23 protein-coding genes are annotated in these 26,626 nt (G+C 76.0%); 11 read left to right on the top strand and 12 right to left on the bottom strand.

Translation table 11 applies throughout. The features are described from left to right. Positions 1-5 precede the first annotated feature (5 nt). On the top strand, positions 6-776 hold the full coding sequence (locus Sya03_RS23100; protein WP_203940469.1) for an alpha/beta hydrolase: 771 nt from the start codon (positions 6-8) through the stop codon (positions 774-776). On the opposite strand, the gene Sya03_RS23095 is transcribed toward Sya03_RS23100, so the two are convergent. Further along, positions 763-1,683 (bottom strand): proteasome assembly chaperone family protein, encoded by a 921-nt coding sequence (locus Sya03_RS23095; RefSeq protein WP_203940468.1) that lies wholly within the window; start codon positions 1,681-1,683, stop codon positions 763-765. The genes Sya03_RS23100 and Sya03_RS23095 overlap by 14 nt on opposite strands. A 130-nt stretch (positions 1,684-1,813) precedes the next feature. Here Sya03_RS23095 and Sya03_RS23090 point away from each other — a divergent pair, with 130 nt between their 5' ends. Then, positions 1,814-2,302, top strand: coding sequence for a GNAT family N-acetyltransferase (locus Sya03_RS23090; protein ID WP_203940467.1), 489 nt, complete (start codon positions 1,814-1,816; stop codon positions 2,300-2,302). A gap of 12 nt (positions 2,303-2,314) precedes the next feature. On the opposite strand, the gene Sya03_RS23085 is transcribed toward Sya03_RS23090, so the two are convergent. Beyond that, positions 2,315-3,913 (bottom strand): methyl-accepting chemotaxis protein, encoded by a 1,599-nt coding sequence (locus tag Sya03_RS23085; protein WP_203940466.1) that lies wholly within the window; start codon positions 3,911-3,913, stop codon positions 2,315-2,317. Between the two features lie 115 nt (positions 3,914-4,028). Next, positions 4,029-6,362 (bottom strand): putative bifunctional diguanylate cyclase/phosphodiesterase, encoded by a 2,334-nt coding sequence (locus Sya03_RS23080; RefSeq protein WP_203940465.1) that lies wholly within the window; start codon positions 6,360-6,362, stop codon positions 4,029-4,031. Positions 6,363-6,522: 160 nt separating this feature from the next. Here Sya03_RS23080 and Sya03_RS23075 point away from each other — a divergent pair, with 160 nt between their 5' ends. The 3 genes from Sya03_RS23075 (at position 6,523) to Sya03_RS23065 (ending at position 8,133) form a co-directional block, all read left to right on the top strand. Then, positions 6,523-6,669 (top strand): hypothetical protein, encoded by a 147-nt coding sequence (locus Sya03_RS23075; protein ID WP_203940464.1) that lies wholly within the window; start codon positions 6,523-6,525, stop codon positions 6,667-6,669. Between the two features lie 100 nt (positions 6,670-6,769). Continuing rightward, a complete protein-coding gene (locus tag Sya03_RS23070) occupies positions 6,770-7,450 on the top strand; it encodes an EcsC family protein (RefSeq protein WP_239107784.1) in 681 nt (226 codons plus the stop codon). 80 nt (positions 7,451-7,530) lie between these two features. After that, positions 7,531-8,133 carry a fibronectin type III domain-containing protein gene (locus Sya03_RS23065; RefSeq protein ID WP_203940463.1) on the top strand — a complete coding sequence of 201 codons (603 nt, stop codon included), beginning with the start codon at positions 7,531-7,533 and terminating at the stop codon, positions 8,131-8,133. Here the strand turns inward: Sya03_RS23065 and Sya03_RS23060 are convergent. Genes Sya03_RS23060 through Sya03_RS23035 form a run of 6 tightly spaced genes read right to left on the bottom strand, consistent with a single transcriptional unit; the run spans position 8,096 to position 13,973 of the window. Then, the gene (locus Sya03_RS23060) at positions 8,096-9,019 is read right to left on the bottom strand and encodes an NAD-dependent epimerase/dehydratase family protein (protein WP_239107783.1); all 924 of its coding nucleotides are present in this window, start codon (positions 9,017-9,019) and stop codon (positions 8,096-8,098) included. The genes Sya03_RS23065 and Sya03_RS23060 overlap by 38 nt on opposite strands. Next, positions 9,016-10,083, bottom strand: a complete 1,068-nt coding sequence (locus Sya03_RS23055; protein WP_203940462.1) for a cytochrome P450 — start codon at positions 10,081-10,083, stop codon at positions 9,016-9,018. The genes Sya03_RS23060 and Sya03_RS23055 overlap by 4 nt, the downstream gene beginning before the upstream one ends. Beyond that, positions 10,080-10,811, bottom strand: a complete 732-nt coding sequence (locus Sya03_RS23050) for a glycosyltransferase (protein WP_203940461.1) — start codon at positions 10,809-10,811, stop codon at positions 10,080-10,082. Before Sya03_RS23050 ends, Sya03_RS23055 begins: the two co-directional genes overlap by 4 nt. Next, positions 10,808-12,244: an AMP-binding protein gene (locus Sya03_RS23045; protein WP_203940460.1), complete on the bottom strand. Its 1,437-nt coding sequence runs from the start codon at positions 12,242-12,244 to the stop codon at positions 10,808-10,810. The genes Sya03_RS23050 and Sya03_RS23045 overlap by 4 nt, the downstream gene beginning before the upstream one ends. Then, a complete protein-coding gene (locus Sya03_RS23040; RefSeq protein ID WP_203940459.1) occupies positions 12,244-12,966 on the bottom strand; it encodes a glycosyltransferase family 2 protein in 723 nt (240 codons plus the stop codon). Before Sya03_RS23040 ends, Sya03_RS23045 begins: the two co-directional genes overlap by 1 nt. Beyond that, positions 12,963-13,973 carry a 3-oxoacyl-ACP synthase III family protein gene (locus Sya03_RS23035; RefSeq protein WP_203940458.1) on the bottom strand — a complete coding sequence of 337 codons (1,011 nt, stop codon included), beginning with the start codon at positions 13,971-13,973 and terminating at the stop codon, positions 12,963-12,965. The genes Sya03_RS23040 and Sya03_RS23035 overlap by 4 nt, the downstream gene beginning before the upstream one ends. 115 nt (positions 13,974-14,088) lie before the next feature. Here Sya03_RS23035 and Sya03_RS23030 point away from each other — a divergent pair, with 115 nt between their 5' ends. The 3 genes from Sya03_RS23030 to Sya03_RS23020 are packed head-to-tail and all read left to right on the top strand — an operon-like array spanning position 14,089 to position 16,447. Then, entirely contained in the window at positions 14,089-15,654 is a 1,566-nt protein-coding gene (locus Sya03_RS23030; protein ID WP_203940457.1) for a Na+/H+ antiporter, read from the top strand. 28 nt (positions 15,655-15,682) lie between these two features. Next, the gene (locus Sya03_RS23025; protein WP_203940456.1) at positions 15,683-15,946 is read left to right on the top strand and encodes a UBP-type zinc finger domain-containing protein; all 264 of its coding nucleotides are present in this window, start codon (positions 15,683-15,685) and stop codon (positions 15,944-15,946) included. 51 nt (positions 15,947-15,997) lie between these two features. Next, positions 15,998-16,447, top strand: coding sequence for a hypothetical protein (locus Sya03_RS23020; RefSeq protein ID WP_203940455.1), 450 nt, complete (start codon positions 15,998-16,000; stop codon positions 16,445-16,447). Positions 16,448-16,453: 6 nt separating this feature from the next. On the opposite strand, the gene Sya03_RS23015 is transcribed toward Sya03_RS23020, so the two are convergent. Together Sya03_RS23015 and Sya03_RS23010 are read right to left on the bottom strand one after the other, a co-directional pair. Then, on the bottom strand, positions 16,454-17,722 hold the full coding sequence (locus Sya03_RS23015) for a glycosyltransferase family 4 protein (protein WP_370872064.1): 1,269 nt from the start codon (positions 17,720-17,722) through the stop codon (positions 16,454-16,456). Beyond that, positions 17,719-19,614 carry a glycogen debranching enzyme N-terminal domain-containing protein gene (locus Sya03_RS23010; RefSeq protein ID WP_203940454.1) on the bottom strand — a complete coding sequence of 632 codons (1,896 nt, stop codon included), beginning with the start codon at positions 19,612-19,614 and terminating at the stop codon, positions 17,719-17,721. The genes Sya03_RS23015 and Sya03_RS23010 overlap by 4 nt, the downstream gene beginning before the upstream one ends. Before the next feature lie 183 nt (positions 19,615-19,797). Here Sya03_RS23010 and glgX point away from each other — a divergent pair, with 183 nt between their 5' ends. From glgX to treZ, 3 genes are read left to right on the top strand one after another with little or no spacing between them, the layout of a single operon-like run. Next, positions 19,798-21,909, top strand: coding sequence for a glycogen debranching protein GlgX (gene glgX, locus Sya03_RS23005; RefSeq protein WP_203940453.1), 2,112 nt, complete (start codon positions 19,798-19,800; stop codon positions 21,907-21,909). An 8-nt stretch (positions 21,910-21,917) separates the two neighbouring features. Next, entirely contained in the window at positions 21,918-24,188 is a 2,271-nt protein-coding gene (treY, locus tag Sya03_RS23000) for a malto-oligosyltrehalose synthase (protein WP_203940452.1), read from the top strand. Next, on the top strand, positions 24,185-25,918 hold the full coding sequence (gene treZ / locus Sya03_RS22995; RefSeq protein ID WP_203940451.1) for a malto-oligosyltrehalose trehalohydrolase: 1,734 nt from the start codon (positions 24,185-24,187) through the stop codon (positions 25,916-25,918). Before treY ends, treZ begins: the two co-directional genes overlap by 4 nt. Here the strand turns inward: treZ and Sya03_RS22990 are convergent. Further along, on the bottom strand, positions 25,899-26,591 hold the full coding sequence (locus Sya03_RS22990; RefSeq protein ID WP_203940450.1) for a hypothetical protein: 693 nt from the start codon (positions 26,589-26,591) through the stop codon (positions 25,899-25,901). The genes treZ and Sya03_RS22990 overlap by 20 nt on opposite strands. Between the last annotated feature and the right edge of the window lie 35 nt (positions 26,592-26,626).

The raw sequence follows: 26,626 nt of genomic DNA, 5'->3' as shown, positions 1-26,626 counted from the left end.
CGGCGATGGCGCGCCTGCGGGTCGACTTCTACTCCGACGCCCTCGAACTGGGCACCGCCATGACCGTGCTGCTGCCGCAGCGCACGGTCACCCAGATCGGCCTCGACACGGCCCCGGCCGCGGGCCCGCCGCCGGTGCTCTACCTGCTGCACGGCCTCAGCGACGACGACACCGCCTGGTCGCGCTGGACCAGCATCGAGCGCTACGCCGCCGACCGCGGCCTGGCCGTCGTGATGCCGCAGGTGCACCGCAGCTTCTACGCCGACGAGCGCGGCGGCTACCGGCACTGGCAGTTCCTCAGCGAGGAGCTGCCGCGGCTGGTGGGGGAGTTCTTCCAGGTGTCGCAGCGCCGCGAGGACACGTTCGTCGCCGGGCTGTCCATGGGCGGCTACGGCGCGCTGAAGTGGGCGCTGCGGCAGCCGGAGCGCTTCGCGGCGGCGGCCAGCCTGTCCGGGGCGCTGGACGCGGCCCGGCTGTACGCCCGGCCCGAGCGGCGCGCCACGCTGGAGCGCATCTGGGGGCCCGAGGCACCGGTGGGCACCCCGGACGACCTGCTGCACCTGGTGTCGGGCGCGGACCCGGCCGCGACGCCGCCGCTGTTCGTGGCGTGCGGCACCGAGGACCCGGTGTACCCGCACCACGCCCCGTTCGTCACGGCGGCGCGCGAGCGCGGGCTCGACGTCACCACCGCCTTCGGCCCGGGCGAGCACGTCTGGCAGTACTGGGACGACCGGATCCGCGACGTCCTGGCCTGGCTGCCGCTCAGCCGGGGGTAGGGGGCTGGTCGCCGCGGCTCTGCTCGGCCAGGTAGCGCTCCAGCTCGGCGCCCAGCTCGTCGGCCGTGGGCAGCGGGCCGGTCTGGGCGAGCAGGTTGGTGCCCTGGCGGCCGCGCAGGAACGCGTCGTACTGCTGCTCCAGCGACACCACCAGCCGGGCGGCCTGCTCGTCCTCGGCGACCTGCTTGTCGACCTCGGCGCGCACGGCCTCGCCCGCGGTGCGCAGCGCGTCGGTGGGCAGCAGCAGGCCGGTGGACTGCGACACCGAGGCCAGCAGCACCTCGGCGGCCTGTGGGTAGGTGGTCTGGGCCAGGTAGTGCGGCACGTGGGCGGCGTAGCCCATCGCGTCCGCGCCGCGCTGGCCGAGCCGGAACTCCAGCAGGCTGCCGACGCTGGCCGGCACCTGGACGCGCTGCAGCCACGACTCGCGGTCGCCGAGCAGCTCGGGCCGGGTGGCGTGGGCGGTGACGCCGACCGGGCGGGTGTGCGGGACGGCCATCGGGATGGCGTTGAGGCCGATGGTGAGCCGGACGCCGAGGCGCTGCACCAGGGCGCCGACGGCGGCGACGAAGCGTTCCCACTGGGTGTCCGGTTCGGGGCCGGTGAGCAGCAGCAGGGGCGTGCTCCCGGCGTCGCGCAGCAGGTGCAGGGTCAGCTGCGGCGCCTCGTAGCTCTCCCAGTGGTCCTCGACGAAGATCATCGGGGGGCGGCGGGAGCGGTAGTCGAGCAGCTGGTCGACGTCGAAGGTGGCGATCGGCTCGCCGTCGAGGGTGTCGAGCAGGTGCTCGCGGGCCAGCTGGACGGCGCTGCCCGCGTCGACGAAACCGGTCAGGGCCTGCAGCAGCACCGGCCGGTCCAGGTCGGGCAGGTCGGCGCTCAGCTCGTAGAGTCCGTGTGGGTCGAGCAAGGGTGCGGGCCTCCTCGTGGCAGCGCCCGGGGCTCCGGGTCGCCGTAGCCAGAACGAACGTCGCGGTCGGCTCCGTCATTCCTACCGTCGTGTGCGGTGCCCCACAGCACCGGGGTGCGAAAGAGGGTCCATGGTCGAGATCAGGGCGATGCGGGCGGCCGACGCCGGCGCCGTGCTCGCCGTCTACCAGGCCGGTCTGGACGGCGGCCACGCCAGCTTCGAGACGCGGGCGCCGTCGTGGGCGGCGTTCGACGCCGCGCGCCTGCCGGCGCACCGGTTCGTCGCCGTCGACAGCGCCGGGCTGCTGGGCTGGGTCGCGGTGAGCCCCACCTCGTCGCGGCCGGTGTACGCCGGGGTGGTCGAGCACAGCGTGTACGTGGCGGAGCGCGCCCGCGGCCGTGGCGTGGGCGCGCTCCTGCTGGCCGCGCTGGTCGCCTCGACGGAGGCGGCCGGGGTGTGGACGATCCAGTCCGGGGTGTTCCCGGAGAACACCGCCAGCCTGGCGCTGCACCGCCGGGCCGGCTTCCGCGTCGTCGGCACCCGGGAGCGGGTCGGCCGCCACCACGGCCGCTGGCGCGACGTGGTGCTGCTGGAGCGGCGCAGCGCGGTGGTGGGCTGACCCGGCGCCCGGTCAGATCTTGAAGCCGCCGACGAGGCTCTGCAGCTCGGCGGACAGCTGGGCGAGCTGGCCGGCGGCGCGCCGGGACTCGGCGACGCCCGCGGAGGTCGACTGGGCGGCCTGGGCGACGCCGGTGATGTTCTCCGCGATGTTCGACGAGCCGGTGGCGGCCTCGCCGACGTTGCGGCCGATCTCGCTGGTCGTCGCGGTCTGCTCCTCGACGGCGGAGGCGATCGTGTCGGAGTAGGCGTTGATCTTCTCGATGACCTCGGCGATCTGGCGGATGGCCTCGACCGCCGCCCCGGTGTCGGTCTGGATGGCCGTGATCCGCGACGAGATCTCCTCGGTCGCCTTGGCGGTCTCCTGCGCCAGGTCCTTGACCTCGCTGGCGACGACGGCGAAGCCCTTGCCGGCCTCGCCGGCCCGGGCGGCCTCGATGGTCGCGTTGAGGGCCAGCAGGTTCGTCTGCTCCGCGATCGTGGTGATGACCTTGACGATGTCGCCGACCTCGGCGGACGACGCGCCGAGCTTCGCGACGGCCGCGTTGGCGTGCCCGGCGACGTCGACGGCGCCCCGCGCGATCCCGGCGGCGTCGGCCGCGCTGGACGCGATCTCCCGGATCGAGGCCGTCATCTGCTCCGACGCCGCGGCGACCGTCTCGATGTTCACCGACACCTGCTCGGCGGCGCTGGACACGGCGTCGGCGCGGGCGCTGGTCTCGTCGGCGTTGCCGGCGATCTGGGTGCTGACCGTGGCCAGCTCCTGCGCGGAGCCGGACAGGGTGTGGCTGCTGCCGCCGATCCGGTCGACGGTGGCCCGCAGGGCCGCGATCGCCGTGTCGAGCTGGGTGGCCATCACGCCGATCTCGTCGGCGGTGTCGACCCGGGCCGAGCGGGTCAGGTCGCCGTCGGCGAGCCCGGCGACGACCGTGGACACCCGCCGGACCCGCCCGACGATGCCGCGGGCGATCCACAGCCCCAGCAGGGTGCCCAGCGCCAGGCCCACGACCATGACGACGATCAGCGTGGTGCGGCCGGCCTCGTAGGTGGCCTGCGCCTCCTCGACCCGCGCCTTGCCGTCGGCGAGCTCGTCCTCCACCAGGTGCTGGACCAGCTCGTCGGCCTCCCGGGTGAACGGGGCGAGGACCGTGTCGCGGATGCGCTCGGCGGCGGCCAGGTCGTTGGTGCGGCTGGCCGGCAGCATCTGCGTGTCGCGCGCCTGCCGGAACTGCGCCCACACCTGGACGAGCCGGTCGACGGTCGCCGGGTCGACGGCGTTGCCCCGGTACTCGGCGACGTCGGCGTCGAACTGCCGGTCGTAGTCGGCGATGTCCTGTTCGTACTCGGCCTTCTTCGCGTCCGTGGACGACACCGTGTGGTTGAGCACGGCCCGGCGCGCGACGGCGATGTCCAGCGCGACGCTCTCCACCTGCTCGACCGGCACCAGGCCGCGGGAGTAGAGCCGCTCGGCGTCGTCGTTGAGCACCCCCATCCGGTCGATCGCCACGACCCCGACGACCAGGCAGACGGAGCCGAGCAGGCCCACGATCGCCAGGATCTTCGCGTTCAGCGACCGGTCGATCAGCCACCGGGCCACGGGGTTGCGGGACATGGGGATCACCTCGGAGTGGGTCGGCACACCTGTGACGGACGAGTCACTCCGCGTAATTTCGCACAAACCGGCGTGCGGACGAGGCCTCAATGCCCAGACCAGCGGTCCGACCTTTTCAGGCCGCCTGCCGGTGCCCCGCGTGCAGCCGCGCCTCGACCAAGTCCGGCGTCATCGGCCGGGCGAACAGGTACCCCTGCAGGTACCGGTAGCCCAGCCGGCGCAGCGCCGCCGCCTGCTCCGCGGTCTCCACGCCCTCCGCCACGGCGTCCAGGTGCAGCCCGTCGGTGATCTGGATGAGGGCGGCCGCGATCACCGACTCCTGCGACCCGCCGCAGATGCTGTCGACGAAGGACTTGTCCAGCTTCAGCGTCTGCGCGGGGCAGGTGCGCAGCAGGCCGAGCGACGAGTGGCCGGTGCCGAAGTCGTCCAGGGCGATGCCCACCCCGAGGTCCGCCAGGGCGTGCAGGGTGTCCAGCGTGCTGCCGCCCTCGAACACCGCCGTCTCGGTCACCTCGACCGTCAGCCGGTCCGGGGCGAGGCCGGCGGCGTGCAGGGCCTGCGCCACGTCCACGGCGAAGCCCGGCTCGCGCAGCTGGCGCGCCGACACGTTGACCGCGACCGCCGGGGGCGCGGCGTCGCCGAAGCGGTCCAGCCAGTCCGCCGCCTGCCGGCAGGCGGTCCGCATGATCCAGTCGCCCAGCGGCACGATGAGGCCCGTGCGCTCCGCGATCCGGATGAACGTGTCGGGCGGGATCGTGCCCCGCTCCGGGTGGTGCCAGCGCACCAGCGTCTCCAGGCTCGCCCACTCGCCGTCCGGGGCGTGCACGATCGGCTGGTAGACCAGCGAGAAGCCGCCCGCGTCGAGCGCCTGGCGCAGCTCCGCGCCGAGCTGGGCGTCCAGCGCGTGGTGCTGCTCCAGCTCCGCGTCGTAGACGGCGTAGCGGCCCTTGCCGCGCTCCTTCGCCGCGTACATGGCCAGGTCGGCGCGGCGCAGCAGCTCCGCCGCCTCCAGGCCGGGGCGGGCCTCGGCCAGCCCGATGCTCGCCCGGATCAGCAGGTCGTGGCCGGCGGCGTGCACCGGGCGGGCCAGCGCCGCCTGCACCCGGTCCAGCACGGCCGCCGCCTCGGTGCCGCTCAGGCCGGGCAGCAGCAGGGCGAACTCGTCGCCGCCGAGCCGGGCGACGATGTCGAAGCGGCGCAGGCACTCCCGCAGCCGCTGGGCCACCCCGACGAGCAGCATGTCGCCGACGGTGTGGCCGAGCCGGTCGTTGACGGCCTTGAAGTCGTCCAGGTCGATCAGGGCCACGCCGAGCGTGCCGAGCTGGGCCAGCCCGTCCAGCATCCGCTGCGACTCCTGCTCGTACAGGGCGCGGTTCGGCAGGCCGGTCAGGGCGTCGTGGTTGGCGCGGTGGGTCAGCTCCGCCTGGTAGCGGTTCATCTCGACCAGGTTGGCGTCGACGCGGTCGAGCAGCCGCCGGTTGTGGCACAGCGCCAGCACCTGCCGGACCACCACCAGGGCGGTCAGCGCGACCACCGCCGCCGCGACGACCAGCGTCGTGGGCCCGGCCTCCGCCGCCACCACCAGCAGCAGGCCGTCGGTCGCGGCCACCGCCGCGTACGGCACCAGGGAGTACGGGCGGCGCACCCGCGGCGGCTGCGGCACCCCGGCGGCGCGCCACTGCCGGTCGGCGGCGAACGCCACCACGCACATGACGCCCGGGATGGCGAGCATCGCGCTGTTGAGCTGCGGCTCGCCGACGACCAGCGACGGCGACACGCCGCTGGCGACGCCGCCGGCCAGCGTGGCGCCGGCCAGCAGCCGGATCGACCAGCGGTCCACGTCGCCGAAGCCGCTGATCGCCACCTTGGTGAAGGCGAGCGCGACGACCAGGCCGAGCACCACGAAACCGACGACGGGCACCAGCAGCCGGGTGGAGGTGGTCCAGGCGTCGCCGGAGCGGGTGGCGGCGAAGAACGCGGCCACGCCGGCGCAGATGACGACGGCGCCCGCGTCGAGCAGGAAACGGCCCAGCCGGCCGCTGCGCCGGCGCGGGCCGACGGGCAGCCGCAGCAGCGCCCACAGCACGGCGAACATGGCCGTGACGTAGCCGGCCGCGGTGACCGGCCCCGGCTGCTGGGTGGGGGCGTACGGGCCGGCGGCGGAGTCGTAGGCGTTGCTCACCGTCGCCACCACCACCAGCCCGGTGACGATGCTTAGGTGCAGCCAGAGCCGGCGGGTGGCCTCGGTCAGCTTCGGCGACCGGGTCACCCGCAGGCAGCCGATCATCGCCATCAGGGTGGCGAGCGACGCGCCGGGCCAGCCCAGGATCGGCGGCAGCACCGTCGCGGTCCCGTTCACCACGCAGTACGCGGCGGTCCAGGCGACGGCCAGCACGGCGCCGGCCAGCACGGGCGTGACCCGGAGGCGCTGCACCTGCTCGGCTGCCATGGACCCGTCGCCCTCCGCTGTGCCCGGGCGGACCCTCCGCCTCGCAGGCCTATCGGACACCCGACCGGCGCCCTGAGCGGATGGGCCGGCCGGTCCGGCTTGTCGTGGGACCTGCCGGGCTGCACATTTGAGGGGACCGGTCCCGGCGAAAGGAACCCCCATGGCCTCCCTGACCCAGCGCATCCAGCAGTTCCTGCGCAGCCCCGCCGGCCGGCGGGCCATCAGCGAGGGCCAGCGCCAGCTAGCCAAGCCCGAGAACCAGGCGAAGCTGCGCCGCCTGCTGGCCCGCTTCCAGGGCCGCCGCTGAGCGCGCCCGCCGGGACACCCGGCTCCGCCGGTCCGCCGGGCGGCGTGCGCCCGCCCGGCACAATGGCGGCCACCCCTCCCCAGCGAAACCGGAGCGCCCCGTGACCGACCCCCTCCCCGCCGGAACAGGCGTCGACGACCAGGGCCCGCCCGGGCGCCTGTGGGACCGGATGAAGGCCGACCCGCAGTACGCCCCGGAGCACCTCGCGCTCGAGGCCGTCCGCCGGCTGGGCCCGCAGGCGCAGGCGTGGGCCGAGCGCAGCCGCGCGCAGCAGCCCGGCATCACGCCCGACGCCCTGGCCCAGCTGGCGGTACGCCGGTTCACCACGCACGCCCGGCTGTCCGGCGCGATGAGCGGGGCGGCCGGCCTGCCCGGGGCCGTCGTTGACGTGGGGGTGCTCGCCTGGACCCAGTGCCGGATGGCGCTGCACATCGCCGCCGCCTACGGCGTCGACCCGACCAGCGGCGACCGGGCCGTCGACCTGCTGGTGCTGCAGAAGGTGCACCGCATCGCCGAGACCGCCCGGGTGGCGCTGGGCGTCGCCGCCGGCCGGGAACGCGCCAGCGCCCTGTTCAGCTCCTCGTCCGGCCGGCCGATCGGCCGGGTGATGCTCCAGCTCGGCGGGCGGCTGGCCCGGATGGCCGGGGTGGGCGCCGCGAAGCGGATGGCCGCCAAGGTCATCCCGGGGGCGGCGGTGCTGCTCGGCTCGTGGGCCAACTCGGCCGCCGCGGCCGACCTGGCCCGCCGCGCCACCGCGATGTACCGGCCCGCAACCGGCTGAACCGTCAGGTCCCGCTCCCGCCCGCCGATCGAACGGTACGGCCGGGCGACAGGCGCCCGCCGGGAGACGGAGGTGCGGGCATGCGGGGCCGCGTGGAGATCGGCGTACTGGCGATCGGCGTCGTGCTGGCGTTGTTCACCGGGTGGGCCGTGTTCTTCGCCGACTTCGGTGGCGGCGCGGCCGCGGAGGCCGCCCCGGGTGACGAGGGGGAGAGCTGGATCGTCGTCGACCAGGGCAAGCGGGTCGCCTCGGCCTCGCCGCGCCCGGCCGGCTCGCCCAGCCCGTCGCCCACGTTCACGTTCGCGCCGCAGGCCACGCCCACCGCGGCGCCCAGCCCCACCGGGGCGTGCGAGGGCGTGCTGACGTTCGGCCAGATCGCCGGGCTCACCGTCGAGGCGGGCGCCGGCACCGCCACCGTCAGCTGGTTCAACCCCGGCGACCCCGACCTGGTGGAGTACAAGCTGACCGCGCTGCCGCAGGTGCTGGTGACCGGGCAGCAGCCGGACCTCGACTGGGTGACCGTGCAGCCCGGCGCGCCGTGCCGCACCCTCACCGCCACGATCACCGGCTTGGACCGCGGCGCGCCGTACATGTTCTCCGTCGACGCCGTGTCGAAGGCCTACAACAGCGACGGCAACCGCACCGTCACGGTGGCCCGCTCCGGGGTCCTGTACACCGACTGACGAACTCCTCGAAGGTCTCCCGGGGCGCCCAGCCGGTGGCCCGGGCCTTAGCGGTGTCCAGCACCATCCCATCGGTGAGCTGGTCGACGGCGTACCGGGTCAGCGCCGGCGCGGCGCCGGTGAGCGACGCCCACGCCGTGGCGCCGGCCGCCGCCGCCCGGGCGAGCCCGGCCGGGACGTGCCGCACGGGCACCCCCGTGGCGGCGGCCACCACCGCGTCGCGCCGGTACGCCCGCGCGTCCGCCACGTTGTACGCCCCGGCCGGCCAGCGCAGCGCCGCCAGGCACGCGCCGGCCAGGTTGCCCACGGCGGTCAGGCTCATCGGCACGTCCGGCCCCGGCAGCAGCACCCGGCCGCCGCGCGCCGCGGCCCGCAGCCGGGGCAGCAGGTGCCGGTCGCCGTCGCCGTAGACGGCGCGCGGGCGCAGCACCACCGCCCCGGCGGCCAGGGCCAGCGCGTCGCCGGCCGCCTTGGTGCGCCCGTACGCGCTGCGCTGGGCGTCACGCGGGTGGTCCTCGCCGACCGGCGCGGCGTACGGGCCCGGCCGGTACGCGCTCGCGCTGCCCACCCACACCACCCTGCGCCCGGCGGCGGCGTCCAGCAGCCGCGCGGTGCCGTCGACGTTGACCGCGCGGAACGCCGCCTCGGCCGCCGCGCCGCGCCCCGGGTCGCCCACGGCGGCGGCCAGGTGCACCACGACGTCGGCGCCGGTCAGGTCCGGCGGGTGCGCCGACGCGTCCCACGGCACGTGGGCGCCGACCGGTCCCGGCCGGCGGCCGAGGCACACCACGTCGGCGCCGGCGGCCGCGGCGAGCCGGGCCACGGCGGCCCCGCAGAACCCGCTGGCCCCGGTGACCGCCACCCGCACCCCCGCCAGCGGGCTCACCGGACCACCAGCGACGCCCAGCCGGGCAGGGCCGCGCGCCGGTCCGCCCGGGCGCGCACCACGGCCGGGCGGTGCGGGGCCAGTGCCGCCAGCACGTCGGTGAGCTGCAGCCGGGCCATCCGGGCGCCCGGGCAGGCGTGCGCGCCCGCCCCGAAGACGAGGTGCGCGACGCGGGCGGGCGCCGGGTCGGCCGGGTCCGGGTCGCGGGTGTGCGCGCCGACGGCGTGCCGGGCCACCAGCGCCAGCCGGTCGCCGGCGCGCACCGGGCAGCCGCCCACCGTCCCGTCCGCCGCGGCCACCCGGGGCAGCAGCGGCGTCGGCGCGACCACCCGCATCAGCTCACCGGCCAGCGCCGCCGCGTCGTGGTCCCACAGCCGCGCGTCGGCGCACCACGCCACCGCCCGCGGCAGCGCCGCGACCGTCGTGTTCACGGCGGCCACCGCCAGCATCACGGCGAGCGGGTCGCCGCCGGCCAGCGCGGCCAGGTCGGCGGCGGCCTCCGCCAGGCGCCGTTCCGTCCGGGCCCGGTGCGGGCCGGGCAGCCGGTGCGGGCCGGGCAGGTGCGCCCGGGCCGCCGTCGCGCCGACCCGGCGGGCCGCGGCGGCCAGCGCGACCGGCGGCACCCGCAGCCCCAGCAGCGCGACGGCGGTCGCCCCGGCCAGCTCGGCCGCCACGGGCACCAGGTCGACGGCGCCGCCGGAGCGCAGCGGCGCCAGCCGCTCGGCCAGCAGCGCCGTCCACACCGGGCGCAGCCGGTCCGTGCCCGCGGCGCCGAGCAGTTCGGCGACCTGGCGGCGGGTGCGGCGGTGCGCGTCGCCGTCCTGGTCGAACAGCAGCCCGCCGCCCGCCAGCCGGCTCGCCGCGCCGCCCGTGGTGCCCTCGGCGGTGCGGTCCAGCGGCAGCCGGGTCAGCGCCTCGGCATAGGCGTCGCGGCCGTGCACCAGCACCGTCCCGCCGACCCGCCGCACGGGCGCGGCGCGGGTGGCCGCCAGCAGGCCGAACAGCACCGGGTGGCTGAGCAGGTAGACGCGCCGGTCACGGCGCCGGGCCCGGGCGTGGCTCACCGGACGTGCACCTGCGCGGCGGTGGCGGGCCGCCACCGCCGGTCCCAGTGCCACAGCAGGGTGCGGCGGGCGCCCCACGCCCGCAGCCGGCGCAGGCTGGACTCCACCACGAGGTGCTCCGCGCGGCGGATCGCGGCGGTGTGCCGGCGGGCCCGGTTGAGCAGGGTGACGTCCTCGGCGCCGTCCTCCAGCCGCTCGCGCGGGGCGCCGCCGCAGCGCACGTACAGGTCGGCGGTCAGGGCGATGTTGTGGCCGTGCACCAGCACGTACGGGTGCAGCGCCGCCGGGTCGCGCTGGATCCACCGGCCGGCCAGGGCGGCCAGCCGCACCGCGGCCGGGTACGCGTGCCGCTCCAGCGCGGACGGCCGCTCGTCGCGGCGGGGCACGCTGCGCCCGCACACGAACTCGGCGCCCCCGGCGAGCAGCCCCCGGGCGGTGGCGACCCAGTCGGGCCGCGGCCGGCAGTCGGCGTCGGTGCGCAGCAGCCCCGTCGCGCCGAGGGCGATGGCGTGCCGGAACCCGGTGTCCGCGGCCGTCCCGGCCCCCATCGCCGGCTCGGCGACGACCCGGGCGCCGGCCGCCGCCGCGATCGCCGCGGTGTCGTCGGTGGACGCGTTGTCGACCACGACCAGCGTGAAGTCGCGGTCGGTCTGCGCGGCCAGGGCGGCGAGCAGCCCGGGCAGCTCGGCCGCCTCGTCGTGGGCGGGCACCACCACCGCGAGCCTCATCGGATCCGCTCCGCCGCGAGCCGGGCCGCCGCCGCCCGGTCCGGCTTGCGGGACCGCCCGGCGAGCGGGACGGCGGCGAGCACCACGGCGTCCGGCCGGGCGGCGCCCATCCGGTCCAGCGGGCCGCGCAGCGCCGCGCGCACCGCGGCCGGGTCCGCCCCGCCCGCCGGCTGCACGACCGCGACCAGCCGCTCGTCGCCGTCGCCGCCGGGCACGCCGACCAGCACGGCCAGCTCGACGCCCGGCACGTGCAGCGACGGCTCGTACAGGCCGGGGTAGATGTTCTCCGCGCCGCGCAGCACCATGTCCTTCAGCCGTCCGGCCAGGACGATGCGGCCGCCGTCCAGCCGGGCCGCGTCGCCGGTGCGCTTCCACTCGGCGGGCTCCTCGCCCAGGTAGCGGTCGGCGGCGTTCGGCCCGGCCAGCAGCAGCTCGCCGTCGCCGGCCAGCCGGGTGCGCACCCCGGGCAGCGGCGCGCCGACCAGGTCGCCGTCGCCCGTCCACGCCGCCTTCTCGGCGGCCTCGGCCGCGGCGGCGGGGAACATCTCGGTGAGCGCGTACACGCACCACGCCTCGTCGGCGCCCGCCGCCCGCACCGCCCGCAGCAGCGGCGCCCCGACCGGGGCGGAGCCGCTGTAGACGCGCCCGGTGAACCGGGTGCCGGCCGCCAGCGCCGCCCGCAGCTGCGGCGGGGTCAGGTAGGTGGCCTGCGGGCGCAGCGCCGCCGCCTGCCGGGCCAGCGCCGCGGGGCGCCGGGCCGGCAGCGCCACCGGGGCGCCCGCGGCCAGCACCGGCACCAGCACGAAGAACGTGCCGCCCAGCACCGGCGCGTCCGGCCGCGGCCGGACCAGGTCGTGGGCGGCGCGCATGCCCGCCGACACGCTCGCCCGGGTGTGCACGACGGCGCGCGGCCGGCTCGTGGTGCCCGAGGTGAACACCACCACGGCGTCGCCGTCGCCGTCGTGGCGCGGGGCCGGCCCCGCCTCGGGCGCCAGCCGCGGCGCGCAGCCGGGCAGCCGCCGGCCCGCCGTGACGGTGGGCGCCAGTGCCGCCAGGTCCGGCAGCGCCAGGTGGGCGCGGCGGGCCAGCGGCGCCGCCCAGCCCGCCACCGCCTGCGCGGCCGCGTCGGCCACCACCAGGTCGGGCGGGGCCGCGGCGAGCCGGGCCGTGAGCACGTCCGGGCCCGCCGTCGGGTCCAGCACCGCGATCCGCACCCCCAGCCGGTACGCCGCCAGCAGCACCGCCAGCGCGTGCGCCCCCGGCCGCACCGCAAGCCCCAGGGTGCCGCCGGGGCCGAGCCCGCGCCGGTGCAGCGCCGCCGCGTACCCGCCGGTCAGCTCGGCCAGCTCGCCGCGGCGCAGCACCCGCCGGCCGCGCAGCAGCGCGGGGGTGTCGTCGCCGGGCCGCAGCCCGGTCAGCAGCTCGTCCAGCATCAGCGCGGGTCCGCCGTCAGGCCGCCGGCGCCCCGGTCCAGGTACCAGCGGGCGGTGCGCACCACCCCGTACGCGCGGATCCGCCGGGTCGAGTTCTCCACCACCATGTCGCGCCGGTGCGTGATGACGTCGGTGGTGCGCCGCACCCGGTTGAGGAACGTGCGGTCGGTGGGGGAGGGGCGGCGCGGCATCCCGCCGCACGCCTCGTACAGCTCCGCCGTGATCGCCATGTTGTTGCCCGCGTGCATCCGGTACGGCGCCTTGTAGCCGGCGTCGCGGTGCGCGGGCCGCAGCCGCCCGAACGCCGCCGCCGTGCGCACCAGCGCCGCGAACACGAGCCGGCCCAGCGGGCCGTGCTCGTCGCGGCGGGCGGTGATGTGGCCGCAGACCAGCCCGCCGCGCTCGGTCAGGGCGGCCCGCGCGGCGGCGACCCAGCCCGGCCGGGGCAGGCAGTCGGCGTCGGTGCGCACCAGGAACCGGGCGCCGTGCGCGATGGCGTGCCGGAAGCCGGTGTCCACCGCCGACCCGACGCCCTTCTCGGGCTCGACCAGCACCTCGTCGGCGTACCGGCGGGCGATGTCCGCCGTGGCGTCCGCCGAGCCGTTGTCGACCACCAGCAGCGTGAAGTCGCGGTCGGTCTGGGCGCGCAGGGCCCGCAGCGTCGCCTCGATGCGCCGCTCCTCCTCGTAGGCCGGCACGATCACCCACAGCTCGGTGCTCACGGCGTCTCCCACACCATCGTCATGACGCTGACGCCGCCGCCCAGGCCGACCAGCAGCACCTTCTCGCCGCTGCGGGGGCGCGCCCGGGCCAGCTGCACCCCGAGCGTCGCGCTGGCCATGTTGCCCAGCCGGTCGACGGTCACCACCAGCTTGTCCCGGGGCACCCCGGTCACCTCCACGAACCGCTCCAGGTACGGCACGGTGACCTGGTGCACCAGCACCGCCGCGTAGTCGTCCCAGCCGAGGCCGGTGCGGTGCCGGACCCGGTCGAGGATGCCCATGCCGATCTTCTCGAAGACGCCGCGCAGGGAGTGCCCGTCGCCGGTGAAGTAGGTGTGCTCGTCGCCGCGCGGGTGCCGCGACCCGCCGCCGAAGATGCCGCCGACCGCCCAGTGCTCCGAGTGCGTCTCGCTGTCGACGTCGAGGATGCCGCCGGAGGTCACCGGCTCCACCAGCACCGCCGCGCCCGCGTCGCCGAACGTGTAGCCGGCGAACGCGCGGCGGGCCTGCGCCATCCCGTCGAGCTGCCAGCGCATCGCCCGGGTCGGGGTCTCGCCGGTCACCACCAGGGCGCGGGTGGCCCGCCCGGCCAGGATCATCGCCCGGGCGACGTCGATGCCGTTGACGAAGCTGTTGCAGGCGTTGGTCACGTCGAAGGCGTGCGCCCGGCCGCCCAGCGCCGCCTGCACGATGTGCGCGGTGGCCGGCTCGATCACGTCGCGGGTGGCCGAGGCGTAGACCAGCAGGTCGACGTCGGCGATGTCCAGGCCGGCGTCGGCGAGCACCTGCCGGGCCGCCCCCACCGCCAGGTCCGAGGCGTACTCGCCCGGGCCGGCCAGCCGGCGGCGGGTGATGCCGGTGGCGGCGGCGAACATGCCGGGCGGCAGCGCCAGGCCGCTCGCCGCGGCGACGCGGTCCTGCAGGTCGTCGGTGTCCAGCTCGGTCGGCGGCAGGCACGACGCCGCCGCGGTGATGCCCACCCGGGACGGGGCGTTCGGCGCGATCATGCGGTCAGCCTTCCGGTCCGCCGGGTCGGGCGGCATGAGTAGGGACGCTCATTGTGCGGGGGGCCACGCCCCCAGCCACGGCCGGGAGCGCCGCGCGGCGCATAGGCTGCCGACCGTGGAGAGCATCGTCGACGCCGTGCTGCTGCTGGCCATCGCCACCATCGGCGCCGCCCTGGCCCGCCGCCTCGGGCTGCTGGCCCCGCTGCTGCTGCTGGTGACCGGGCTGATCCTGTCGTTCGTCCCGGGCCTGCTGGAGATCCACCTGGATCACGAGCTGGTGCTGGTCGGCATCCTGCCGCCGCTGCTGTACGTGGCCGCGCTGCAGACCTCGCTGCCGGCGTTCCGGTTCAACCTGCGCCCCATCCTGTCGCTGGCCGTGGGCCTGGTGGTCGTCACCGCGGTGGTGATCGGGTTCGCCCTGCACGCCATCGTCCCGGCCGCGCCGCTGTGGTCCTGCCTGGCGCTGGGCGCGATCGTCGCCCCGCCCGACGCCGTCGCCGCGACCGCCGTGGCCCGGCGCATCGGCCTGCCCCGGCGGGTCGTCACGATCCTCGAGGGCGAGAGCCTGCTCAACGACGCCACCGCCCTGGTGATGCTGCGCGTCTGCCTGGCCGCCGCGGCCGGCGCCGTCGGCGTGCTCGACATCGGCCTGGAGATCGCCCAGGCGGCCGGCGGCGGCGTGCTGCTCGGCCTCGCCGCCGCGGTGCTCGCCGCCAAGCTGCACCGGCGCATCGAGGAGCCGCTGCTCGACGACGCCGTGTCGCTGCTCACCCCGTTCGTGGTGGTGCTCGTCGCCGAGGCGCTGCACCTGTCGAGCATCGTCGCCGTCGTCGTCGCCGGCCTCTACCTGGGCCACCGCATCCCGCAGCTGCTGTCGGCGGCGGCCCGGCTGCAGATGGACGCGGTGTGGCGGCTCATCACGTTCCTGCTGGAGGGCACCGTCTTCCTGCTCGTCGGCCTCCAGGTGCGCGACGTCCTGCGGGCCATCGAGACCCCGGCGCCGACGGTGGTGCTGGCCACCGCCGTGACCATCGCGCTGCTGCTGGCCGTCCGGTTCGCCTGGCTGCTGCCCGCCGCGTACCTGTCGCGGCTGGTCCCGGCGATGCGCCGCCGCGACCCGGCGCCGGACCCCGGCGCGTCCGCGGTCATCGGCTGGGCCGGGATGCGCGGCGTGGTCACCCTCGCCGCCGCGCTCGCGCTGACTCCGGTCGAGGTCCTGGGCGTCGAGTACCCGCGCGAGCTGCTCATCTGGATCGCCTTCGCCACGATCGTGGTCACCCTGCTGCTGCACGGCACCACGCTGCCGGCGTTCGCCCGGCTGATGCGGCTGCGCCGCGACGACCCGATGCAGGACGTGCTCGCCGAGGCGGGCGTCCAGCAGCAGGCCAGCGCCGCCGCCCGGGCCCGGCTGGACGCGCTCGCCGACGGCGCCCCGGAGGAGGTCGTCGAGCGGCTGCGCAGCCTGTCGGAGATCCGCGCCAACCTGGCCTGGGAGCGGCTCGGCAGCCAGGAGCAGGAGACCCCGTCGCGGGCGTACGCCCGCCTGCGCCGCGAGATGATCGACGCCGAGCGCGAGGTGTTCCGGGTGGCCCGCGACGAGGGGCGCATCGCCGAGGAGGTGCTCGACCGGGCACAGCGCGGCCTCGACCTCGAGGAGACCCAGCTGCGCAAGTACGAGTGACGCCGGGCGCTGAGGCACAATCGTCGCCATGAGCTGTCAGCACCTCACCGCGGCCGGCGACCCCGCCCCGCAGGTGTCCTTCGCCCACGGCTGCCAGGACTGCGTCGCCGCGGGCGAGCGCCGCTGGGTCCACCTGCGCGTCTGCCTCGACTGCGGCCACGTCGGCTGCTGCGACTCCTCGCCGGGCCGGCACGCGTCGGCGCACTACCGCGCCGACGGCCACCCGGTGATGCGCTCGTACGAGCCGGGCGAGACCTGGCGCTGGTGTTTCGCCGACGACCAGCTGGGCTGACGCGGAAACGGGGCAGCGGGACGCGGTCCTGCTGCCCTAGGCTGCCCGGCCGTGGGATTCCTCGGCAAGATCAGTGAATGGCGGGCGAAGATCTTCCTCTGGGCAGGTCTGCCGCTCATCGCCGCCGGCGGCATCATTTTCGGCGGGCTCGACGTCGTGCCCGCGTGGCAGGCGCACAACGGTGCCGGCACTGCCGGGGTGTTCACCGCGCTGCGTGAGGAGTGCGGCCGGCGCTCGTGCAGCTTCCACGGCTCGTGGACGGCCGCCGACGGCGGCTCGTCGCGGCCCGACGTGATCCTCTACGACGAGCCGGCCTCGCTGGCGGTCGGCGGCACCACGCCGGCGATTGACTCCGGCGCGCGCACGGGCGTCTTCGCCACCGCGGGCGGCCCGACGTACCTGTTCGTCACGGCCTTCCTGGTGGCGGGCCTGGCGGCCGCGGCCGGCTGGGTGTTCGTGCTGCGCCGGGCGCTGCGCCGGCGGCGGGCCGCGGCGGCCTGACCCTCGTCAGGCCCGCCCGGCCTCCTGCAACCGCCCCGGCCGGCCGGCGGGCTCGGCCGGCGGCTGAGCCGGCGACTCGGCCGGCCGGGCCTGCGGCGCCGGGCCGGCCGCCGCGGCGTAGACCGCGGCGGTGCGGGCGGCGATGGCCGGCCAGTTGAACTCGTCGCGGACCCGGCGCCGGGCGCGCCGGGCCAGCGCCCGGGCGTAGTCGGTGTCGAGCAGCAGCGAGCTGACCGCGTCGGCGAGGCCGTCGGGGTCGCCCGGCGGGAACTGCACGCCCGTGCCGCCCGGCTCCACGATCTCGGCGAGGCCGCCGGTGGCCGCCACCGCGACCGGGGTGCCGGCGGCCGCGGCCTCCAGCGCCACCATGCCGAACGGCTCGTAGATGCTCGGCACGACGTAGCAGTCGGAGGCGGCCATCAGCGCGGGCAGGTCGTGGCCGCCGAGGAAGCCGGTGAAGTCCACCGCGTCGGCGACGCCCAGCTCGGCGGCCTGCGCCTGCAGCGCCGCCCGGTGCGGGCCGTCGCCCGCGACCACGAGCCGCAGCCCGGGGTGGCGCAGCCGCAGCCGGGGCACCGCCGCGACGGCGTGCTGCACGCCCTTCTCGTAGACGAGGCGGCCGGCGAACGACACGAGCGGGGCGCCGGCGGGCGCGAACCGGGCCCGGGCGGCGGCGACCGCGCGCGGCCGGGCCTGCCAGCGCAGCGCCTCGACGCCGTTGGCGACGACGTCGATGCCGTCCGCGGGCACGTCGAACTGCCGGGACACCTCGGCGCGCATGTAGTCGGAGCAGACGATCACCCGGGCCGCCGACGCGGACAGCCAGCGCTCGACGCCGTCGATGGTGCGGTTGTGCGGGTGGGGCAGGTGGCCCTGGTGCCGCCCGGCCTCGGTGGCGTGGATGGTGGCGACCAGCGGCGTGCCGGCCGCCTCGTGCACGGTCATCGCGGCGTGCGCGACGAGCCAGTCGTGGGCGTGCACGACGTCGTGGCCGCCGCCGGCGCCGAGCGCGGCCCGGGTCAGCGCGTGGTTGAACGCCAGCGCCCAGGGCAGCAGGTTCGCCGGGTCCATGGGCAGGCCGACGGGGTCGGGGGTGGCGCGGACGACCCGCACCCCGTCGGCGACCTCGTCGGCGGGCGCGCCGGGCGCCTGCCGGGTCACCACGGTCACGGCGTGGCCGGCGGTGGCGAGGCTGGTGGCCAGGGCGTGCACGTGCCGGCCGAGGCCGCCGACCAGCGCGGGCGGGTACTCCCACGACAGCATGAGGATCTTCACGCCGCGTACCCCCGGACCCGCAGGACCTCGGCGACGGCGCGGGCGGAGAACGGGCTGCCCGTGGCCCGGTGCGGCGCGTCGCCGTCGGCCGACTCGCTGATGGACCCGACTCCCCACTCGCGCACGTGCGCCTCCAACCCGGCCAGCAGTCCCTCGGTGGGCAGCCCGGTCGCCCGGCAGGCGTCCGCGTACGGCCCGATCAGCCAGGGCCACACGGTGCCCTGGTGGTACGCGATGTCGCGCTCGCCGGGCGGGCCGGCGTGGGCGCCCTGGTAGCCGTACTCGCCGGGGGCGAGCGTGCGCAGGCCCATGGGGGTGAGCAGCGCGGCGCCGGCGGCGCGCACCCCGCCGGCGTGGGTGCCGGCCAGCGGGGCGTGCGGCAGCGACCAGGCGAGCAGCTGGCTGGGCCGCAGCGTGGGGTCGTCGTGGGTGGCGCCGGCGCCGAGCGGGTACGGCGCGGGCGGCCCCTCGACGACGTCGTGCAGCCAGCCGTCGGGCGCGGCGAACTTGTCGGTGAACGCGGCCGCCGCCACCCGGTGCCGGGTGCGCAGCCTGCCGCCGTCGCGCCCGGCCTCCTCGCTCAGGGCGGCCATCGCGCCGAGCGCGTTGACCCACAGCGCGTTGATCTCGACGGGCTTGCCGGTCCGCGGGGTGCCCGGCGCGAGGCGCACGAGCTGGTCGGCGGGGTCGACGGTGAGCGGGCCGGTGCCGTCGAGGCTCGCCCGCAGCAGCCGGCCGAGCGGGCGCAGCAGGGCGGCGGCCAGGTCGGTGTCGCCGGTGCGGGCGACGTGCCGGTCGACGGCGTGCACGAGCCACAGCGGCGCGTCGGGGGAGGCGGCGGACCGCCACGGGCCGGGCTCGGGCGCCTGCCCGGTGACGGCGGCGGTGAGCAGCTCGCGGCCCTCGCCGGCGCGCCCGGTGCACAGGAACAGGCCCTCGTAGGCGGCCATGGTGTCGCCGGCGTGGCTGCCGGACCAGGGGTAGGCGGCGACGACGTCGGGGCCGGTCACGACGAATGCGTCCGCGGCCAGGACCAACTGCGCGGCGAGGTCGTCCACCGGCTTGGCGGCGGCCACGAGCCGGTGCGCCCGCTCCCGGGCGGCGGCCACGACGGTGGCGGCGGGCGGCGGCTGGACGGCCAGGTCGCCGGCCCAGGCGGAGATCTCCATGGCCGCGCCGGCGCCGAGCCGGGCGGTGAACCGCCCGGCCAGCCACAGGTCCTCGACGGCGTCGTGGCCGCGGGCGGCCTCGGCGCGGGCGAAGGCGTCCAGGTACCACTCGCCGGTGGGCTGCCAGCCGGGCCCGGCCAGCCGGTAGGCGTCCTCGACGACGACGCCGCCGGCGACCTGCCGGGTGACGGGGGCGGGGCCGGACGCGCGCCGGGTGCTGTGGGCGTCGCGCCAGGTGCACAGGGCGGCGACGCTGAGCCCGACGGGGCCGGGCGCGGCGACGACCCGGTGCACGACGGCCAGCGACGGTGACCCGTGCGCGTACGCCAGCTCCCGCTCGACGACCACGTCGCCGACCCGCCAGCGCCACCGGGGCAGGCCGTCGGCGAGGGTGAACGTCTCCAGGTGCCGGTGGCCCTGCGGGGCGACGGCGCCGGAGGCCCACTCGTGGGTGTGCAAGGCTACGGTGGCGCCGGACGGCAGCGTCACCGTCAGGTCGAGGCTCGCCAGGCCGGCGTGGCGCACCCCGGTGCGCGGGTCGGCGACGACCAGCAGCGCGTGGTAGCGCCGGGTCCGCAGCCCGGAGACGGTGCCGGTGGCGTAGCCGCCGAGGCCGTCGGTGACGAGCCATTCGCGGTCGGCGCCGCCGCCGGACAGGGTGGCGCAGGTCTGCGGTCCGACGGTGACCGGCGGCGTGAGCGGCACGGGCCCTCTGTTGATCATGTGAAAACTCCAGCGAACCCGGCCGGGGAAAGTATCTGTGTGTGACCGGTCGGTCGCGCAGACGGTAGCAGGCTGATCGGTGAGAATGACCGCTGACGCGGCCGCGCAGGATTAATCCGCACCCCCACAGGGAATGTGCGGCACCCCGGGCGGGACCGGGCGACGATGGGAGCACGAACCGACATGCAGGTGTGGCCAGGCCAGCGGTACCCGCTGGGCGCGACGTACGACGGCACCGGGACGAACTTCGCGATCTACTCCGAGATCGCCGAGGCCGTCGAGCTGTGCCTGTTCGACCCGCAGGGCAACGAGCAGAAGGTCCAGCTGCACGAGGTCGACGCCTTCGTCTGGCACGCCTACCTGCCCGGCATCGAGCCCGGCCAGCGCTACGGCTACCGCGTCCACGGCCCGTACGACCCGGCGCGCGGGCTGCGCTGCAACCCGCACAAGCTGCTGCTCGACCCGTACGCCAAGGCCGTCGACGCCGACATCGACTGGCACCCGTCGCTGTACGCCTACGAGTTCGACAACCCCGACGTGATGAACGACGAGGACTCCGCGCCGCACATGGCCAAGGGCGTCGTCGTCAACCCGTACTTCGACTGGGGCAACGACCGGCGGCCCGACACCCCGTACCACCACTCGGTGATCTACGAGACGCACGTCAAGGGCCTGACCCAGCGGCACCCGTCGGTGCCGGAGGAGATGCGCGGCACGTACGCCGGCCTCGGCCACCCCGACGTGGTGCAGCACTTCCTCGACCTGGGCGTGACCGCGGTCGAGCTGATGCCGGTGCACACGTTCGTGCACGACCACCGGCTCGTCGACCTGGGCCTGCGCAACTACTGGGGCTACAACACCCTCGGCTTCTTCGCCCCGTACCACGGCTACTCGGCGATGGGCTCGCTCGGCCAGCAGGCCCAGGAGTTCCGCGGCATGGTCAAGACGCTGCACGCCGCCGGCATCGAGGTCATCCTCGACGTGGTCTACAACCACACCGCCGAGGGCAACCACCTGGGCCCCACGCTGAGCCTCAAGGGCATCGACAACCGGACGTACTACCGGCTCGTCGACGACCAGCCGCAGTTCTACATGGACTACACCGGCACGGGTAACAGCCTCAACGTGCGCAGCCCCCACAGCCTCCAGCTGATCATGGACTCGCTGCGCTACTGGGTGCAGGAGATGCACGTCGACGGCTTCCGCTTCGACCTCGCCTCCACCCTGGCCCGCGAGTTCTACGACGTCGACCGGCTGAGCACGTTCTTCGAGGTGGTGCAGCAGGACCCGATCGTCGGGCAGGTGAAGCTCATCGCCGAGCCGTGGGACGTCGGCCCCGGCGGCTACCAGGTCGGCAACTTCCCGCCGAACTGGACCGAGTGGAACGGCAAGTACCGCGACACCGTGCGCGACTTCTGGCGCGGCGAGCCCGCCACGCTGGCCGAGTTCGCGTCCCGCATCACCGGCTCCGCCGACCTGTACCAGGACGACGGCCGCAAGCCGTTCCACTCCATCAACTTCGTCACCGCCCACGACGGCTTCACGATGAACGACCTGGTGTCGTACAACGACAAGCACAACGAGGCCAACGGCGAGGAGAACCGCGACGGCGAGAGCCACAACCGGTCGTGGAACTGCGGCGTCGAGGGCCCCACCGACGACAAGGCGGTGCTCGCCCTGCGCGCCCGCCAGCGGCGCAACTTCATCGCCACCCTGATGCTCAGCCAGGGCGTGCCGATGCTCTGCCACGGCGACGAGCTGGGCCGCACCCAGCTCGGCAACAACAACGCCTACTGCCAGGACTCCGAGCTGAGCTGGATCGACTGGGACGAGCACGACGAGCAGCTGCTCGCGTTCACCCGCAAGGTGATCCACTTCCGCCGCCGGCACCAGGTGTTCCGCCGCCGCCGGTTCTTCACCGGCCTGCCCGTGGTGGCCCGCGGCGCCGGCGCCCCGCTGCCCGACCTGGAGTGGTTCACCCCGGACGGGCGCCAGATGACCGGCGACGACTGGCACAACGACTTCGGCCGGGCCATCGCCCTGTTCGTCAACGGCGAGGGCATCCGCGAGCGCGGCCAGTACGGCCAGCGCCACGTCGACCACTCCTTCCTGCTGTGCTTCAACGCACACGACGCGCCGATCGAGTTCGTCACGCCGCCGGCCGAGTACGGCGAGAAATGGGAGAAGGTGATCGAGACGGCCGAGCCGTCCGGAGACAAGCTGCTCGTCATCGAAGCCGGTGCCACGATCAAGGTGCCGGATCGCTCACTCGTCGTTCTGGACAGGACGGTCTGACGAACCCCATGACGCCCCCCACCGGCACCTACCGCATCCAGGTCCGCCCGGAATTCGGCCTCGACGCCACCGCGCAGCTCACCGGCTACCTGCGCGACCTCGGCGCCAGCCACCTCTACACGTCCCCGCTGCTCACCCCGGCGCCCGGCTCCGAGCACGGCTACGACGTCGCCGACCACCGCGGCGTCGGCCCCGAGATCGGCGGGGAGGACGGCCGGCGCGCGCTGGTCGCCGCCCTGCGCGACGGCGGGCTCGGGCTGGTCGTCGACATCGTGCCCAACCACGCCGGCATCGCCGCCCCGCACGCCAACCCGGCGTGGTGGGACGTGCTGCAGCACGGCCGCGACGCCCACCACGCGTCCTGGTTCGACATCGACTGGTCGCGCGGCCGGCTGCTCGTGCCGATCCTCGCCGACGAGCCGGACGCCCTGGCCGCCCTCAAGGTCGAGGGTGAGGAGCTGCACTACTACGAGCACCGGTTCCCGATCGCGCCCGGCACCGGCGGCGGCTCGCCGCAGGAGATCCACGACCGGCAGCACTACGAGCTGGTGGCGTGGACCCGCGGCGACGCCGAGCTGAACTACCGGCGCTTCTTCGCGATCACCACCCTGGCCGGGCTGCGCGTCGAGGACCCGGCCGTGTTCGAGGCCACCCACGCCGAGATCCTGCGCTGGTACGCCGACGGCGAGCTGCAGGGCATCCGCGTCGACCACCCGGACGGCCTGCGCGACCCCGGCGACTACCTGCGCCGGCTGCGCGAGTCCGCCCCGGACGCGTGGCTGGTCGTGGAGAAGATCCTCGAGCCGGGGGAGAAGCTGCCGGACTGGCCGGTCGACGGCACCACCGGCTACGACGCCCTCGGCGAGGTCGGCGGCGTCTTCGTCGACCAGACCACCGAGCAGTTCTTCAGCACCCTCGACCACCACCTGACCGGCGACATGCGCTCGTGGACCGACCTGGTGCACGACTGCAAGCACGCCGCCGCCACCACCCTGCTCGCCGCCGAGCTGAGCCGGATGGCGGCCCTGGCCCCGGAGATCCGCAACGCCAAGGAGGGGCTGGCCGAGCTGGCCGCCTGCTTCCCGGTGTACCGGTCGTACCTGCCGTTCGGCGGCCGGCACCTCGCCGCCGCCCGCAGCGAGGCGGGCCGGCGCCGCCCGCACCTGTCCGCCACCCTCGACCAGCTCACCGGGCGGCTGCGCAACCCGGCCGACGAGCTGGCCGCCCGCTTCCAGCAGTACACGGGCGCGGTCATGGCCAAGGGCGTCGAGGACACCGCGTTCTACCGCTGGACCCGGTTCACCGCCCTCAACGAGGTCGGCGGCGACCCATCCCGGTGGGGGCTCAGCGTGGACGAGTTCCACGCCGCCGCCCACGAGCGGCAGGAGCGGTGGCCGGCGTCGATGACCACCCTGTCGACCCACGACACCAAGCGCGGCGAGGACGTGCGGGCGCGGCTCGCGGTGCTCGCCGAGGTGCCCGGCGACTGGACGACCGTGGTGCGCCGCTGGGTGCGCCAGGCGCCGCTGAGCGACCCGGCCCTGGCCCACCTGGTGTGGCAGGCCGCCGTCGGGGCGTGGCCCATCGAGCGGGAGCGGCTGCAGGCGTACGCGCTCAAGGCCGCCAAGGAGGCCGGCGCCTCCACCACCTGGCAGCAGCCCGACGCCGACTTCGAGCGGGCGCTGCGGGAGATGGTCGACCGCATCTACGACGACCCGGACATCGGCGCGGACGTCGCCGCGTTCGCCGCCGAGATCACCACCGCCGGCTGGCACAACTCGCTCGGCCAGAAGCTGCTGCAGCTGACCATGCCGGGCGTGCCGGACACGTACCAGGGCACCGAGCTGTGGGACAACTCGCTGGTCGACCCGGACAACCGGCGGCCCGTCGACTTCGCGGCCCGCCGCGAGATGCTGGCCTCCCTCGACGGCGGCTGGCAGCCGCCCGTCGACGAGACCGGCGCGGCCAAGCTGCTCGTCGTCAGCCGCACCCTGCGGCTGCGCCGGGACCGGCCCGACCTGTTCACCGGCTACACCCCGGTGTACGGCGACGGCGTCTGCGCCGAGCACCTCGTCGGCTTCGACCGGGGCGGCGCGGTCGCCCTCGCCACCCGGCTGCCCGTCGGGTTGTCACGCCGCGGTGGCTGGCAGGACACCACCGTGACGCTGCCCGGACACACGTACACGGAAGTCTTCACCGGGGCCACCGTCGCCGGCTCGCGGACCTCCGTGGCGTCGCTTCTCGAGACCTACCCCGTCGCGCTGCTGGTGAGGCAATGACAACGTTCGAAGTATGGGCCCCCGCGAAGCGGGTCCGGCTGCGCGCCCTCGGCGCCGACCACGACATGACCCGCCGCGACGACGGCTGGTGGGAGGCCGAGGTCGAGGGCGCCGGCCCCGGCACCGACTACGCCTACCTGCTCGACGACCACGACACGCCGCTGCCCGACCCGCGCTCGCCGTGGCAGCCGCAGGGCGTGCACGGCCCCAGCCGGCTCTACGACCACGGCGCGTTCGCGTGGTCCGACGACGCGTGGACGGGCCGGCAGCTGCCCGGCGCGGTGCTGTACGAGATGCACGTCGGCACCTTCACCCCCGAGGGCACCTTCGACGCCGCCGTCGAGCGCCTCGACCACCTCGTCGACCTGGGCATCGACCTGGTCGAGCTGCTGCCGGTGAACGCGTTCAACGGCGAGTACAACTGGGGCTACGACGGGGTGTGCTGGTACGCGCCGCACGAGGCGTACGGCGGCCCGGACGGGCTGAAGCGCTTCGTCGACGCCTGCCACAACCGGGGCATCGGCGTCGTCCTCGACGTCGTCTACAACCACTTCGGCCCCAGCGGCGCGTACGCCCCGATGTTCGCGCCGTACCTGGCCGAGGCCGGCAGCAACCCGTGGGGGGCGTCGATCAACCTCGACGGGCCGCAGTCGGGCGAGGTGCGCCGCTACATCATCGACAGCGTGCTCATGTGGCTGCGCGACTACCACGTCGACGGCCTGCGCCTCGACGCCGTGCACGCCCTCGTCGACCACACGGCCACCCACCTGCTGGAGCAGCTCGCCGCCGAGGTGGAGGTGCTGTCCACGCACGTCGGGCGGCCGCTGACGCTGGTCGCCGAGAGCGACCTCAACGACCCGCGGCTCATCACCCCGCGCGAGGGCGCCGGCTACGGCCTGCACGCCCAGTGGGACGACGACGTGCACCACGCCCTGCACACGCTGCTCACCGGCGAGCGGCAGGGCTACTACGCCGACTTCGGTTCGCTGGAGTGCCTGGAGGCGGTGCTGACCGGCGCGTTCTTCCACGCCGGCACCTGGTCCAGCTTCCGCCAGCGCATCCACGGCCGGCCCGTCGACCGCAGCCGCACGCCGGGGCACCGGTTCGTGGCGTACCTGCAGAACCACGACCAGATCGGCAACCGGGCGATCGGCGACCGGCTGTCCGCGTCGCTGTCGCCCGGCATGCTGCGCGTCGGCGCCACCCTGCTGCTCACCTCCCCGTTCACGCCGATGCTGTTCATGGGCGAGGAGTGGGCGTCCAGCGCGCCCTGGCAGTTCTTCACCAGCCACCCCGAGCCGGAGCTGGCCGCGGCCGTCAAGACGGGCCGGCGCCGCGAGTTCGCCGACCACGGCTGGGCGGAGGCGGAGGTGCCCGACCCGCAGGACCCGGCCACCTTCGAGCGCTCGAAGCTCGACTGGCAGGAGCTGGGCAAGCCCGGCCACGCCGAGACGTACGACCTCTACCGGCGGCTCATCGCGCTGCGCAAGGCGCACCCTGACCTGTCCGACCCGCGCCTCGACACGGTGCGGGTGCGCCACGGCCACCAGCACCTGGTCATGCAGCGGGGCCGCTGCGCCGTCGCCGTCAACCTGGCCCGCGAGCCGCAGACGGTGAGCCTGCCGGGCGCGCCGCGCGCGGTGCTGCTCGCCACCGAGCAGGGCATCGGCCTGCAGCGCGACCGGGTCGAGATGCCGCCGGAGTCGGCGGTCATCGTCGCGTTCCGCTGACCCGCCCGTCCGCCGCGTCCCCGCTCCCGCGGGTGACGCGGCGGGCGCCGCGCCACCACTGCGACAGCGGGTACGCGTACCTCCGCGAGCCGTGGATCAGCCCGGCCGGGTGCAGCCCCGGCGTGGTGTTGCGGACCGGGTCGAACGTCAGCGCCGCGTCCGCCTGCTCCGTCAGCGGCTCGCCCAGGGTCACCCGCCCGTACACCCGCCGCTCGCGGTGGTCCTGCGCGCTGAGCAGCATCCGGCCCGGCAGCGGCCCGCGCGCGGCCGCCCCGGGCTCGGGCGCCGCCCACAGGTACACGTGGCCGCCGCCGGTGCGGTAGCCCATGATCGAGCCGTAGTCGGTGTGGAAGTCACGCCGCGGCGTGGGCAGGTGCCGGGTGAACCGGCCGCGCCCGGCGGTCGAGTACAGCAGGTCGCGGTCGCCGCCGGGGGCGTGCACCCGCACCGCGAAGCCCAGCAGGTCCGCCCGGCCCGGCCGCAGGCCGACGCCCTTGGAGAACCGCACCGTCGCCGGGTACCGGCCGGCCGCCTCCGCCGCGTCGCCGAGCGCGCCCCACAGCTCCACCTCGCCGGCGAACGTGCGCCCCGCCGGGTGCAGCACCCGCCGGCGCCGCCCCCGCACCGCCACGGCCACGACCAGCGCCGCCCCCACCGCCAGCTTCCATCTCATGACAGGGCGCGTACCCGGCACGCCGCGCGGGTAAC

It is taken from the genome of Spirilliplanes yamanashiensis (assembly GCF_016863475.1).
GTDB lineage: Bacteria > Actinomycetota > Actinomycetes > Mycobacteriales > Micromonosporaceae > Spirilliplanes > Spirilliplanes yamanashiensis.
This window is presented reverse-complemented; position numbering and strand designations above follow the sequence as displayed.